The following is a 13346-nucleotide window of genomic DNA, read 5'->3' on the forward strand; positions in this document are numbered from 1 at the left end:
GTGGCACCGCCACTGGCCTTGGTGACGGACGACACCACGCCCTTGCGCCGATCGCCCCGGACCACGTTGACGGTGTAGGTTTCGTTGACGTTCAGGTTGGCGTCGTTGACGTTGGCTACGGCACCGGCCTGTATCAGCGGAATCGCCACGCTGGCGGTACCGATGGGCAGGGCCACGTTGTTGAGTTTGTTGTTGAACTTGAACTGGAAGGTCAGGTGTTCTTTGCCGTCACCCACGTTGTCGATGTGGATCTCGTACAGCGCGTTCGGGTCCATCGCAAAGTAGTTGGGGCCGCCGTACGGAGCCTGCAGGGGCTGGTAGTTGGCGATCATGGTCACGTAGTCGGAGCGGCCACCGCTGCCGTTGCTAGCCACACCCTCGTAACTTCGGAACATGTAGAAGTCTGTGCCATCGACTTTGGGCACGGTGGTGATGAACGGTGCCTCTCGGTGGCTGGAGGCAAAGGCCGCACTGCCAAATCCGCCTAAAGCGAGTAGCAGGCAGGCTGCGGTAACGGGACCGGTTTTGAATCGCATGGTGATCTCCTGGTGGGTGTTGTCCATTGGGTGCAATGGGCTTGATAGATACGTAGCAAGCTTTACCCTGGATTCACATGCGTGAACTATTTCTCAAAATACTTCACCCGACTGTGGACATGTGCTATGCCTTTGATAGCTGCTTGCGCAGACAGAACCTGCGCCAGAGCCTTATTTTTTGTTTAAAAACTTTTAACAAGAAATGCAGACCTTACTGCTCCGCATCCAAGGCGCTGCGCAAACGCAGTAACCCGCGGCGCACCCGGGTTTTCACCGTACCCAACGGGCAACCCAGCTGGACCGCAATGTCCTCAAAACGCATGCCGCCGAAATAGGCCAGCATCACACTGTTGCGCTCCCCCACGGGCAAGGCGCGCAGGCAGCGCTGCACGGCAGCAGCGCGGCGACGCAAGACCAGGCTCTCCAGCGGGCCATCGTCAGGGGAATACGACCAGGCGTAGACATCGTCGCCGTGGTCGGTGCACAGCAAGGCCCGTTGGGGTCGGCAGGCGCGGCGCTTCAGGCTGTCGATGGCACTGTTGCGGGCAATGCTGGCCAACCAGCCACTGGAATGCCCCCGGCTGGCTTCGAACCACCGGCACTGGTGCCACACCTTGATATAGGTTTCCTGCAACACCTCTTCGGCTTCGCCCTGGTCCTGGTTGATGCGCAAAATCACGCCGAACAAGCGGCCCCGGCTGCGCCGGTACAACAAGCCAAACGCATCGTGGCAGCCTGCGGCCGTGCGGTAGAGCAGGGCCGCCAGTTCATCCGGCACGTCGTTGACGGGCCGGACCGGGCTGGCAGCGGCAGGCTCGGTCGGCATGCCCTGGGGGCTGGTGGCACAACGCATGGTTCGTCCTCGTGGCAGGGCTGGGCTGAAAAGCGCCATGCGGTCACCGTCGGGGACCTTGGATGCAGTGCGGCTTGCGTGTGCAGAACGGCTGCACGCAAAGCCATCTTCGCCACCCCATCCGCGGCCATCTGTGCGCCAACGAACAGAGTGGCGAAAGATCGTGGCGGGCTGAGGCACCGCCCCTAGGGGCGGTGCTGAGGTGCGCACACCACAGGCTTTTTGATCTGCATCAAGGGAACCGCAAACACCCTTGTCAAAGCCTTGAATTCCTACCGCAGCACCCGCTTAATAGACATTGTTACCAAATGTAGTCACCGCTACGCTGAAGGAGATTTCCATGCGATCCAACCTACCCGTAACCCTGCAAGAGTACGACTACCCGTCGAACGAAATGCTGGTGTCCACCACCGACACCCGGGGCCACATTACCCACTGCAACAGCGCCTTTGCCCAGGTCAGCGGCTTTGGCTACGACGAACTGGTGGGCCAGCCGCACAACATGATCCGCCACCCCGACATGCCGCCCGAGGCCTTCAAAGACATGTGGAGCACCATTGGCCACGGTCGCCCGTGGACCGGCATGGTCAAAAACCGGCGCAAGGACGGCAGCTTCTACTGGGTGGAGGCCAATGTCACGCCCATCATGGACGGCGGCAAGCCGCGCGGCTACATGTCGGTGCGCACCAAGCCCAGCCGCCAACAGGTGCAAGATGCCGAAGCGCTCTACGCCCGCATGCGCAGCGAACGGGCTGCCAACCGCCCTACTTTTGCGCTGCATGCCGGGGTGGTGCGCCCGCTGGGCTGGCGCGGCGCACTGGGCAGCCTGGCCCGTATCGGCATGACCCAGCGCTACATGCTGGTGTTGGCGGCTATGGTCGGCGTAGGTCTGTTGCCGCTGCTGCTGGGGATGCAGGGCCAGTTGGGGCTGCTGCTGCAAGTGGGCTTGCAACTGGCCTGTGCGGTGGTGATGGTGCTGTGGTTCAAGAGCCACGTGACGGATGTGGTGGTTGATGCCGAGCGCTTTGCCAGCGACCTGTCGGGCTGCAACCTCAACACGTCGATTGCGCTGGACTACCCCGCGCCGCTGGGCTCGCTGGTGCGCTGCCTGTGGCAGATCCAGATCAATATGCGGGCCGTGATCGGCGATGTACACACCGAAATCCATGGCTTCACCCAGGTCGCTGCCGAAATTGCCTCGGGTAGCATGGATTTGTCGGAGCGCACCGAATCCCAGGCCAGCAGCCTGCAGCAAACCGCCGCCAGCATGGAGCAGCTCTCCGGCACGGTGCAGCACACCGCCGAAACCGCCTTGCAGGTGGCGCAGCAAAGCGACCAAAGCACCCACGTGGCCACCCGCGGTGGCGAGGCCGTGCACCAGGTCGGTGTGGCGATGCAGAACATCGACAAGTCGTCCAAAAAGGTCCAAGAGATCATTGGCGTAATTGAAAGCATTGCCTTTCAGACCAATATCCTGGCGCTGAACGCTGCCGTGGAAGCCGCCCGCGCGGGCGAACAAGGCCGGGGCTTTGCGGTGGTGGCCACCGAGGTGCGGGCCCTGGCGCAGCGCAGCGCCACAGCGGCCCGCGAGATCCGCACGCTGATTGCTGCATCGGCCGAACAGATCACGGCAGGCAGCCAGCAGATGGCGGATGCCGGGCGCACCATTGACGAGGTGGTAGCGTCGGTCAAGGAAGTGGGCGCGCTGATCCGCCAGATCACCCGCGCCACGGTCGAGCAGTCAGGTGGCATCGCCCAGGTCAACGAGGCGGTAACCCAGCTGGATGCCGTGACCCAGCAAAACGCCGCCCTGGTCGAAGAGTCTGCCGCATCGGCCGAGGGCCTGAGCGGCAGCAGCCTGGCGCTGGCCCGCTCAGTACAGGTATTCCAACTGGCGTGAAATAATGGGTAAAAAGTGGCTCCAGCGCATATTCCACCTGCGCTGGCAGCTTCTATTTTTGTAGCGACCGCGATTTGCGGCGCTGCAGGCCGCCCATTCCGCCCATCACACCCAAGCCCAGCAGCACCAGCGCCAGGCTTTCGGGTTCGGGAATCTGCTGCTGGGTGAAGGTAGCACCCAGGTCGGCATCGCTGAGAGCGAAGACAAAGATTTTGTTGTCGCCCGAGGTGCCCGGCACAAAGTCGTTGTCGTTGGCCACGTACAAGGTGTGCGACAGCACGCCGTCCAGGGTGATGTCGTCGCCAAACGCCAGGCCCTCGATCTTGGACGGGATCTGGTCGGCGCTGATGCCGTTGGCGGTGAGCACCTTCACCAGGTCCAGCACCAGGGTTTTCTTGACCGCGGCGGCTTTCAGGGCGGCCTGGTCGGCGCTGGAACCGGTGAGGTTGGTCACGTCGGTGGCACCGGCCAGGTCGATGCGAAACAGCTGCTTGACCACGGCGGTGCTGCCGTCGCCCAGGCCCTTGCCGTCGCGCTCGTCCACCAGAAACTCGTGGTTATTCAGGGCCACGATTTCGCTCACGCCGGAGCCGGTGGTGAGCTGGTAGGCGTATTCATGCACCACGCCGGTAGCGATGTCGATGGTGACGATGCGCACCATCTTGTTTTTGTCCTGCTCCAGCGAGGCCTGCATGATGCCCACCAGCATGGTGCCGTCGGGCGAAATCGCCAGGCCTTCCATGCCCTTGTTGGTCACGCGGCCGGTAGTGTTGCCAGCAATTTCCACCGCGCCCTGGGCGCTGAGGGTGCTGATGGCCAGGTTGTTGGGCAGGGCAAAGCTTTTGATGCGCTGGCCGGTGGCACGGTCGAACTGGTACACGTAGGGGCCGTATTCGTCCGAGATGAACACGCTCTTGCCGTCTTTGGACACGCGCACCGCCTCGGGGTCGAGCCGGGCATTGTTCGGGTTGGTCGAGGGCTGGCTGGCATCGAAATTGTCCGAGCGGCCGGTGAAGTAGTTGACACCGGCGGTGTTCTGCGCCGGTGCGCCATTCGGCAGGCCTGCCGCCGTGCCCGTGCCGTAGACCAGCGGGGTGGCACTGCTGAGCAGCGTGGTGCCGGTGAGCGTGGGGGTCAAGGTGTAGGGCAGGTTGCCCGAAGCCGTGGCTACCAGGTCCAGCTTCAGGGTCTGAAAGCGCGAGATGTACGAGCTGGTGTCGTCCACCTGGCTGTTGTAGGGCGTGGCGTTCGGCCCGCGGTCGGGCGTGGCGATAAAGGTGTTGCCACCGGCCCAGGCCAGGCCGGAGCCCAGGCCGCCCAGTACGTTGCCGGCCAGGCCGTTTTCCAGCGTACCGGTCAGGCCCGACAGGTCGGATGTGCCGCCCAGGGTGCCGATGGCGAGCAGCGTGGGCGTGGCCTGTGCCGCCGTGGCGGCAAACAAAGACGCAAGAACGAGTGAGAGGACGGAGGTGCGGTGCATGGTGCGTGGGCTTGGGTTATTCTGGGGTGGATGAGCCGCAGAGACGCTGCGGGCCAACCCGGCAGCGTAAGCACGCACCGTGACGACTTGATGACTACCCAGGCCCAGCCACACCGGCCTGGCATCGCATCGCAGCTTGCGCACGCGTACCATGGAGCGCAATGACCCAAAGCTCACACTTGGTATCCAGCAGTTTTGCAGCCCAGACCCTGGAGCATTTGCGGCCCATGGTGAAGGCCAGCCAAACACTGGGCATCTTTTTTTGCCTGCTGGTACTCCTAGTGAAAGATTTTTACAGCCCGCCCGCCCAACTTGGGCTGTACGGCTGGGTCCTGCTGGCTTTGGTGGGCTTGGCCATCGCGTTCCGCTGCCAAAGCCTGAAAAGTTTGGCGGTGGCCGACAGCCTCACCGCCATCTCTGTCTCTGCAGGTTTGAGCAGCTTGGCACCGTTTACCCCGTCACCAGAAACCTGCTTTATCACCATCGGCTTGGTGATGACAATTACCTCACCGCCGCTGTACGCGAACAGTCTCCATTTTGTGGGGTCGCGCATTCTGATCTGGTGCCTGTTGGCATGGCTGGTTCCAACACCTACCAGGTCGGGCCTAGAGCAGATCCTGCTGTGGTTGGTGGTGGTGGGCTCTTTGTGCGCCGGGCTGTTGAGCAACATCATGTTCATCCGCCTGCGCCGGGATGCCTATGCGCTACAGCTGCAGTTGCACGAGGCTGCTTTTATCGACAGCCTGACCGGCATCCCCAACCGGCGGGCCTTTTTGTTGCGCTTAGAACAAGTTCTGCAAACCTTGGCCGCGGACCAGACACTGTTCTTCATGATGCTGGATGTGGACGACTTCAAAAAAGTCAATGACGATTTTGGCCACCCCCAGGGCGATGCCGCGCTGATCGACGTAGCCCAGGGCATTTCCACGCATGCCGCTAGCCACAGCTTTGGCCGTTTGGGAGGTGAAGAGTTTGCCGTGGCGGCGGTGCTTGACGCGGCCAGGGCCCAGGCACTGGCCCAATGTTTGGTGCAAGACATCCACACCCGCACCGTGTTGGGCCGGCCATTGTCAATCAGTATCGGGGTCGCATCCTGGCGCAACACCGAAGCCCTGGGCGAACTCATGCGCCGCGCCGACCAAGCCTTGTACCAGGCCAAGCGCCAAGGCAAGAACCGCTACCTTGTGATCCCGTGACTTACTGGCGCGCGGTGCGCACATTGCCCGGCAAGGTGCCAGGATGGCTGGTGCGAAACGGGTTGATGTCCAGCCCGCCGCGGCGGGTGTAGCGGGCGTAGACCGTCAGCTTGATCGGCTGGCAGCGGGTCCACAGCTCCATGAAGATGCGCTCCACGCACTGCTCGTGGAACTCGTTGTGGTTGCGGAAGCTGACCAGGTATTTCAGCAACCCGGCCTGGTCGATCTGCGGGCCGGTGTAGCTGATCTGCACGCTGCCCCAGTCGGGCTGGCCGGTGACCAGGCAGTTGCTTTTCAGCAGGTTGCTGGTCAGTACCTCGGACACAGGAGCCTCGTCCTGCGCGGCGCTGAGCAGCGTGGGGTCGGGGGTAAAGGTGTCGAAGTCCATGTCTAGCCGGTCCAGGCTCAGCCCGTCCAGCTCGTGCACCGGCTCGCGGTCGAACATTTCGGGCAGCAGGATGCGCACGCCGACCGACGACGGCGTGCTGCTGCCGCGCCAGGCGGCTTCGCTGATGTCGGCACGGATGCGGGCCTGCACGGCGGCGGCATCGGCAAAGCGGGTGTTGTTGAAGCTGTTCAGGTAGAGCTTGAAGGACTTGCTCTCGACGATGTTAGGGGTCTCACACGGCACAGTGATGTGGGCCAGCGCCACCTGCGGCTTGCCGCGCAGGTTGAGCCAGCTTAGCTCAAAGGCGGTCCACAGGTCCGCCCCGAAGAACGGCGTGGCTTTGTCGGCCAAGCCGATTTCGGCCCGCTTGGTGGCGCGGGGAATGGGGAACAGCAGCGATGCGTCGTACTGGTCGATGTAGGCCGAGCTTTTGCCCAACTGGGATTGTTCGGGGGTGTTAGACATGTTAGCTATACCTTTCATAGCTGTCTGCGCAGGTAGCATTTGCGCCAGAGGCCGATTTGACTAGTTAAATTCGTTCTCGCGGAGCCACTTGGTGGCAATCCACTTTTCGCCCGCCAGCACCGGCGTGCCACCGTGCAGGCTTTGGGTGCTGGGGTGGGGCCGGTCATAGCTGAAGAACACGGCGTTGCCGCGCTGCGGGGCCACTTCGAGCTGCACGTCGGGGAAGATGGTGGCGCCGCCCTGCTCGGGAGCCTGCAGGTAGATGATCAGCGTGCCCACGCGCTGGCCGCCACGCTCCAGAATGCGCGGGGTGCCGGGTTCGTTCGGTTCAAAGTAATCGTAGTGCGGCTTGTACTGCGCCCCCGGCTGGTACTGCAGCACCTGCAGGCCTTCGCCGTTGACCTCGGGCCAGTCCAGCAGGCGGGCAATGCGCGCCTCGATGCGCTGGACCAGCGGGTTCTCGCCACGGCGGAAAAACATGCCGTCGCTGGTGCGGTCCACATGCACTTCTTCGCCGCCGCTTTGGGTTTCTACGGTCAGCGAGCGGCTCATGCGCGGACGCGCCAGGTCCACCAGCGCAGTGCATTCCTCGTCGCTGAGCAGCCCCCCCAGCACCACCAGCCGGGGCTGGCGCATGACCGATAGCACGGCCACCTGGCGGTCACCCGCATCCAGCCACAGCGGCGCACCGTCGAGTGCGGGGCTGGGCACGGGCACAGCGGCAGGCCGTGGCGGCTGCTGGCTCTGGTCCTGCAAATGCGCGGTCAAGGTGGCTTCCAGGGCGGCAATCGCCACGTCCTCATCCCAGCCCGAGGCCTGCATGGACGCAAGCACCACGTCGGGTGCGAACCCGGCCTCGGCCTGCTCGATGATCCATTTGCGCAGGGCGGGGGTCACGGTTTGCGCCGCCGCGCCGGGTTTAGCCATGGGCAGCTCCGTTGCGGCGAAACACCAGCCGCTCGGGTGTAGAGACGGCAGCGGCAAAGCCGTAGCCCTCTAAGTTGAAGCCCTGCAACTGCTGGGGCAGGCTGAGGCGGTGCTCGGCCGCAAAACGGGCCATCAGCCCCCGGGCGCGCTTGGCCATGAAGCTGATGATCTTGTACTGGCCGTTGCTGCGCAGCTCTTCAAACACGCATTCCACCACCTGGGCCTTCAGCGCCTTGCGGTCTACCGCCTTGAAATACTCTTGCGAGGCCAAATTCACCACCACCGGCGTGGCATCGGCGCGCAGGCGCTGGTTGAGATAGTCGGCAATTTGGCGGCCCCAGTATTTGTACAGCGTAGCGCCCTGCGGGTTGGCCAGCCGGGTGCCCATCTCCAGCCGGTAGGGCTGCATCCAGTCCAGCGGGCGCAGCACGCCGTACAGGCCGCTGAGGATGGCCAGATGGTCTTGCGCCCAGGCCAATGCGTCGGCTGGCAAAGTAGCGGCATCCAAGCCGCCATACACGTCACCGTTGAAGGCCAGAACTGCCTGTTTGGCGTTTTTGGCGGTGAACTTCGGCGCCCAGGCCTGGTAGCGGGCTACGTTCAGGGCCGACAGGGCATCGCTCAGGTGCATCAGCTCGGAAATCTGCTGCGGCGACTGGGTGCGTAGCAGCGCGATCAGTTCGGCGGATTGCTTAACAAACAGGGGCTGGGTGTGCGGTTGGCCCGTGGTGGGCGTTTCAAAGTCCAACGCCTTGGCAGGCGACAACAAAAACAACATGGGTAGGGCATCCTTTGGCCACGATTATCGGCTGGCAGACTGTGAGGCGTTGCGCTGCCGCTTGTTATCAAACATCAGCCCATCCGCACGCGCGAGCAAGACCTCAATGGATCTGGCAGTGTCGAGCGCAATATGGATGATGCCGTGGCTGCACGCAATCGAATAGCCGCTGCCAGTGAACTGGTTACGCCGGTCCAGGGCGGCCAGCAGGCGGTCCACGATGGTCTGGGCCAGGTCGTCCGGGCAATCCAGCAGCAACGCCACGAATTCGTCACCACCGAGCCGGGCCAGGATGTCGGCATCGCGAAAGCTGCGCCGCATCTGGTCGGCAAACGCCAACAAGGCTTTGTCGCCCTCGGCATGGCCAAACCGGTCGTTGATCGCCTTGAACTTGTCCAGATCAAAAAACACCAGCGAACATGGCGCGCCCTTTTGCATCGCCTGGTTCAAGGCCGGCTGCGCCTGGGCCAGGAAGCCGCGCCGGTTGTACAAGCGGGTTAGCTCGTCCAGGGTGGCCATCTGGTAGGTAGAGATTTCTTGCTCGACGATGGCGGCCAGGTCTTTTAGCAATTGGGTATCTTCAACGCCAAACGCGCGCGGGTTGGGGTCCAGAATGCACAGCGTGCCCAGCTTGCTGCCATTGGTGGCCCGCAGCGGGCAACCCGCATAGAACCGGACATGGGGAGCGCCGGTGACCAGGGGGTTGTCAGAAAAACGCGGGTCGCGCAATGCGTCGGGGATCACCAGCGGGGTGTCGCTCAAAATCGCATGGCCGCAAAACGACACGTCGCGCGGCGTTTCTGACGCGCTCAGGCCTTGTTTCGACTTGAACCACTGGCGGTTCTCGTCCACCAGGCTGACCAGCGCCGTGGTCACGCCAAACATGCGCCGCGCCATGCGGGTCAGTCGGTCAAAACGCTCCTCGGGCGGGGTGTCCAGCAGGTGGAGCGCACGCAAGGTGTTCAGGCGAAAAGCTTCATCGGGCGGAAAGGCGGGCTTGATCATGGACAGTCCTTGCGCGTAGTGGGGGGTACTTGGCGGATCGCTACCAGAACACTATATCCAGGACACCCGGCCAGGTGAACCCCACCGGCTGGAACTTTATGGCGCGAACCAGCCCAGGCGCTTGAGGTGGATATTGGTCCATCCCACATCCAGCTGGCTGTTCTTGATTTCGCAGGCTGCCGCCTTGCTGGTGTAGCCGCCGTAGGCATTTTTGGCATACACATTCATGGACAGCACGGTGCCTTCTTTGTGCACATCGCGCACATACGGTGAACCGGGGTCTTTGAGCATGGGCAGGATGAAGGCCAGGCAAGTCTGCGCCTCGCCGTCCCAGGGGCCGGCAAATGGGGCCACCGGCGCGGCAGGCGGCGGCACGGGCGCAAAGGAGTCGGTTTGGTTGTTCGGTTTGATGGGTGATAAGTTTTCCGGGTCGGGCTCCACCACGACCACTCGGCGACCGGGGTTGATCAGCTGGCCGCTACCGGTGAAGGGGCAGGCCTGGGTTTGGTAAGTCACTTTACCGTCGGGTGCAGTGCACTTGTTGACAGCAGAGGCCTGGCCGCATACCAGTACCAATAGAGCGGTTGCCCCTATCGATTTTTTCATTTTTACGTTTATCCCAATGTGGCGTGCGGCAGAAAGTGCGTGCGATCCACTCACGCAACGCATAGTGCAGAACCTAGTTGACCTGGCACCAAATTATTTCCAGCAAATCCAAGTGCAGCCTTGGAAAGGCTACAAAAAATAGGCGCTTGCCATAAAGCCACCCATATTCCTCCGCACCATCTTTCGTACGATAGTTTGGGGGTAGGCGGCTGAGTGCGCCTGCGCGGGCTTTAACACCCCCTGCCCTTGCTGGCCGTAGTCGCTGGGTTTGCCGTGGCGGAGTTGGTCTGGGCTGCCGAACCAAGTACCCACCTGCGCGCCCTGGCAAGGCGTGGTGCTGCGAAAGGTATCAAGCCGATTGCAGTATGGTCAGTAGTTCTTAAATGCTACTGAATAAATAGCAGACTGCGTAAATTCCACGGCTGCTGGCGGCATATTTTGCCAGCTACAAGACCATTAATAGCTCTCGCCGTAACCCGCGCCTTTTGAGCTACCGCCCCCAAATGATGAATTAGAACTGTCGCTCTTGCTTGAACCGAAGTCATCGCTAGAACCCCAGTCGCTATCGGTAGGAATAGGTGCTAGTGCGGTGTTGCATGCTAGCTGGAACTAATAAAACCGATGGATTTTTGTCCAGGCTTAGGCGCAAACCACAGCCATAGCTCCGCTATGGCGCGGATTTGTAACGACAGCATGGGCGAAAAGACGCGGTTTTATGTTCCAGATAGCGTGCAACACCGCACTCGGGTCCACCTCGTACTGCCCACGTCCCATGCAGATGCTAGCCGCACGAGAGAACTATCTTTTTAATAGCTACCTGCGCAGGTAGGATATGCACTGGAGAGGTATTTTCATGTAAATTTTCTGGGAGCGTATGGCACCGAAACACCCACGTCAATAGTGGAAATAAAACCGTCCGTATTCCACTGAATCATCTTTCGTGCGGCGGGATTTTGTGCGCTTCTTCAGGTCAACGTTGCTGGGATGGGGCCAATCCAGCGTACGAAATACCTTTTCCGCAACTCGAACGAAAGGGAGCCATTTTCGGGAAAGACTGAATACCATCGCACCGAAAAAACCAAAAAATCCAACAATAGGCCAAATCAACAGTCCAGATTCAATAACGGTAGAAATTCGATCTTTTGCAATTAGCCCTATCAGCACTGCAAAGACCAACAATGATCCGCTTGAAATATATAACCACCATTTCCCAGCATTTAAATAGTGTCGCGCCGTCCCGCGTGAACAATGCGGATAAAGCGCCACTGTTCGGTCGGTTGGACGGGCAATACCAAACGTCTCATAAGCGTCGCCCTCCTTGGTGGCGGCAATATCCACCAAGTCGCCCTCGCTGAAAGGACTGCGCCATACCCAGCCCTTTACCGTCTCACCGTTCAGCGTGAACTCCAAATAGTCGGCCTCTTCTTCCAGGTCACCAGCGTTGGCAGCAGTCGAAATGGCCTGACCGCCCAGCCCCGCAAGTCCAGCCGCAACAGCCACCACCCCCATTTGCGTGCGGTCTGCCTCTGTAAATACAAAGCTGGCCCGGGCCCGCGTGCACTTGTAGTTTTCAATGCAGCCACTGAGTTTAAGAAGCCCACCCGCCTTCGGTTGTGTAACGAATTTGGTCATACCGCCAAGCCAACTTCAACCAAGGCATATTGCAATTTTTCTTGTTGCTGTTTGGCGGATTTATAGGCATCAGGTGCGGTGCGTTTAGTGCCAAAAACGCACAGCGAGCACCATTCTTGCAACTTGTCGTCCGAGATGATCCAGATAAAAACTTGAATGCCAAATACTCCTACCGTAATCCACGTTCCTGCGGCCATAAACAAAATCCGGGTTGCAATAATTTCTGCGGCAGCACCACTGATGGCGCGAACGGCTACGCCAGCGGCAACTCTGCCTGTAAGACGTTCAATAAGCGGTGCAGCGTACGTAAATGTTGTGGCGACGGTAAGACCTGCGCCTATACCCCCTAAAACGGCTTTGGTGCTAAACAAAAGAAACATCGCTATTTGATCTTTTTTTAATGATTTCCCGGCATCCAATACATCCAACCCCACTCCAATAGCAGTGGCCCCCGCCGACAATACCCCACCAAACAGTTTTAGCCGCTGGTAGCTCCAGCTCTCGCTACCCAACACGTTCTTCGCGGGCACGCTTGCAATGTCAAATAACGCGGAAGATATGGTGATCGACGATGCAGCCAAGCTCCACCAACTTTTGGCATCGTTTTTCATGCTGCAGTCAGCCAGCAGCTTCTGAAAATTAACGCCCTCGATCAGCATGACCACCACGGCTAGCCGTGCGTCGCGCACCGCATTGGCACCATCTTTATGGGTGTTCTTGAAGTTTTCCCACGCGTGGCCAAGGCTTTCAGTTTGCGCTGTCTTTATGGCTGGGGTGTCGGCGGCGAGAAATGTGCGGGCTGTCCGCAGACGCGCTAGCGTCTTGGTGCGCTCGATACCTTGCGTTCTGGCTTGTTCCACGATGAGATTGATGGAATCCGCCGGTGCTACTAAAGCCCTAATGGCAAACATGTGCTGGATGATCTTTTCCGTTACAAAGTCCCCTAGCGCGTTGACCTTAAAGTGCCTGAACACTCGGTCGCCCACCGTCACTGCGATCTTGTCTGCGCCACGCATGTTGACTGGCTGGATCGCCACACCAAAAGCTTTACTACCTTTTTCGCTGCTGGCGTTGACGTTGGCATTGCTTGCGCTAACGGCCTTTTTATATGTATCTGCAAAGGCCTTTAGCATCTTAGACAGATAGCCCTCTATGGCCAATGCATGCGCAACGGTCTGCTTCGACTTATGCTGTTCTGCCTCTTGCAGCGCCGCATCCACTTCAGCAATACCCTCTTGCTGGTTCAATGCAATAGCTCGCCAAACTAGATTGGTCTTGACGCTGGCCTTGGCCTCTTTGACCCAGGCATCGATTTTTTCCGCCCCCTTGGCGCTGGAGCCCATGCCGAAGATGGCGTTGCCGATGGCGTCTTCAAACAGCAGGCCATCTCGGATGCTGGTCGCATGGAAGTCCTCCAGTGTGTCGATCAGCAACGGTGCCTCTAGCCACTTCACCAGCGTTTCAGTGCGCCGGTCGATGATGGTGTCGGCTTGGCCGAGTAGCTTGCTCCACTCTTCCTTGAATTTTTGTAGGACTTTGGGGTCCAGACGCGCATCGTACTTACTCCAAGTACTGGCCAT

The 13346-nt window shown here is 60.4% G+C and carries 12 protein-coding genes; 2 read left to right on the forward strand and 10 right to left on the reverse strand.

Going from position 1 to position 13346, the window contains the following annotated elements:
• Together ABI213_RS19650 and ABI213_RS19655 are read right to left on the reverse strand one after the other, a co-directional pair.
• A partial coding sequence (locus ABI213_RS19650) for a DUF4331 family protein (RefSeq protein WP_348028346.1) occupies positions 1 to 536 on the reverse strand: 536 nt, incomplete at its 3' end.
• Positions 537 to 747: 211 nt separating this feature from the next.
• A complete protein-coding gene (locus ABI213_RS19655) occupies positions 748 to 1389 on the reverse strand; it encodes a sigma-70 family RNA polymerase sigma factor (RefSeq protein ID WP_348006424.1) in 642 nt (213 codons plus the stop codon).
• Between the two features lie 340 nt (positions 1390 to 1729).
• Between ABI213_RS19655 and ABI213_RS19660 the strand changes: the two genes are divergently transcribed.
• Positions 1730 to 3289 carry a methyl-accepting chemotaxis protein gene (locus ABI213_RS19660; protein ID WP_348006425.1) on the forward strand — a complete coding sequence of 520 codons (1560 nt, stop codon included), beginning with the start codon at positions 1730 to 1732 and terminating at the stop codon, positions 3287 to 3289.
• A gap of 52 nt (positions 3290 to 3341) precedes the next feature.
• Here the strand turns inward: ABI213_RS19660 and ABI213_RS19665 are convergent, their stop codons facing one another.
• On the reverse strand, positions 3342 to 4769 hold the full coding sequence (locus ABI213_RS19665; RefSeq protein ID WP_348006426.1) for an esterase-like activity of phytase family protein: 1428 nt from the start codon (positions 4767 to 4769) through the stop codon (positions 3342 to 3344).
• Positions 4770 to 4930: 161 nt separating this feature from the next.
• Here ABI213_RS19665 and ABI213_RS19670 point away from each other — a divergent pair, with 161 nt between their 5' ends.
• The gene (locus ABI213_RS19670) at positions 4931 to 5965 is read left to right on the forward strand and encodes a GGDEF domain-containing protein (RefSeq protein ID WP_348006427.1); all 1035 of its coding nucleotides are present in this window, start codon (positions 4931 to 4933) and stop codon (positions 5963 to 5965) included.
• 1 nt (position 5966) lies between these two features.
• Here the strand turns inward: ABI213_RS19670 and queF are convergent, their stop codons facing one another.
• The 7 genes from queF to ABI213_RS19705 all read right to left on the reverse strand — a co-directional run.
• Positions 5967 to 6818 carry an NADPH-dependent 7-cyano-7-deazaguanine reductase QueF gene (gene queF / locus ABI213_RS19675; RefSeq protein WP_348006428.1) on the reverse strand — a complete coding sequence of 284 codons (852 nt, stop codon included), beginning with the start codon at positions 6816 to 6818 and terminating at the stop codon, positions 5967 to 5969.
• Positions 6819 to 6878: 60 nt separating this feature from the next.
• Positions 6879 to 7745 carry a 2OG-Fe(II) oxygenase gene (locus ABI213_RS19680; protein ID WP_348006429.1) on the reverse strand — a complete coding sequence of 289 codons (867 nt, stop codon included), beginning with the start codon at positions 7743 to 7745 and terminating at the stop codon, positions 6879 to 6881.
• The gene (gene yaaA / locus ABI213_RS19685) at positions 7738 to 8523 is read right to left on the reverse strand and encodes a peroxide stress protein YaaA (protein ID WP_348006430.1); all 786 of its coding nucleotides are present in this window, start codon (positions 8521 to 8523) and stop codon (positions 7738 to 7740) included. Before yaaA ends, ABI213_RS19680 begins: the two co-directional genes overlap by 8 nt.
• A gap of 24 nt (positions 8524 to 8547) precedes the next feature.
• Positions 8548 to 9528 (reverse strand): sensor domain-containing diguanylate cyclase, encoded by a 981-nt coding sequence (locus tag ABI213_RS19690; protein ID WP_348006431.1) that lies wholly within the window; start codon positions 9526 to 9528, stop codon positions 8548 to 8550.
• Between the two features lie 96 nt (positions 9529 to 9624).
• Entirely contained in the window at positions 9625 to 10044 is a 420-nt protein-coding gene (locus tag ABI213_RS19695; protein WP_348006432.1) for a hypothetical protein, read from the reverse strand.
• Between the two features lie 984 nt (positions 10045 to 11028).
• Entirely contained in the window at positions 11029 to 11766 is a 738-nt protein-coding gene (locus tag ABI213_RS19700) for a putative type VI secretion system effector (protein ID WP_348028348.1), read from the reverse strand.
• Positions 11763 to 13346 (reverse strand): T6SS effector BTH_I2691 family protein (locus ABI213_RS19705; RefSeq protein WP_348028350.1); only part of this gene is annotated, 1584 nt, incomplete at its 5' end. The genes ABI213_RS19705 and ABI213_RS19700, both read right to left, overlap by 4 nt.

It is taken from the genome of Rhodoferax sp., from assembly GCF_039922535.1.
In the GTDB taxonomy this organism is placed as follows: Bacteria; Pseudomonadota; Gammaproteobacteria; order Burkholderiales; family Burkholderiaceae_C; genus Rhodoferax_B.

Bases quoted from the DNA above. Each gene is read 5' to 3' on its own strand.
- queF (WP_348006428.1), bottom strand. From the start codon at position 6,818: ATGTCTAACACCCCCGAACAATCCCAGTTGGGCAAAAGCTCGGCCTAC.
- ABI213_RS19690 (WP_348006431.1), bottom strand. From the start codon at position 9,528: ATGATCAAGCCCGCCTTTCCGCCCGATGAAGCTTTTCGCCTGAACACC.
- ABI213_RS19665 (WP_348006426.1), bottom strand. From the start codon at position 4,769: ATGCACCGCACCTCCGTCCTCTCACTCGTTCTTGCGTCTTTGTTTGCC.
- ABI213_RS19660 (WP_348006425.1), top strand. From the start codon at position 1,730: ATGCGATCCAACCTACCCGTAACCCTGCAAGAGTACGACTACCCGTCG.
- ABI213_RS19655 (WP_348006424.1), bottom strand. From the start codon at position 1,389: ATGCGTTGTGCCACCAGCCCCCAGGGCATGCCGACCGAGCCTGCCGCT.
- ABI213_RS19700 (WP_348028348.1), bottom strand. From the start codon at position 11,766: ATGACCAAATTCGTTACACAACCGAAGGCGGGTGGGCTTCTTAAACTC.
- yaaA (WP_348006430.1), bottom strand. From the start codon at position 8,523: ATGTTGTTTTTGTTGTCGCCTGCCAAGGCGTTGGACTTTGAAACGCCC.
- ABI213_RS19670 (WP_348006427.1), top strand. From the start codon at position 4,931: ATGACCCAAAGCTCACACTTGGTATCCAGCAGTTTTGCAGCCCAGACC.
- ABI213_RS19680 (WP_348006429.1), bottom strand. From the start codon at position 7,745: ATGGCTAAACCCGGCGCGGCGGCGCAAACCGTGACCCCCGCCCTGCGC.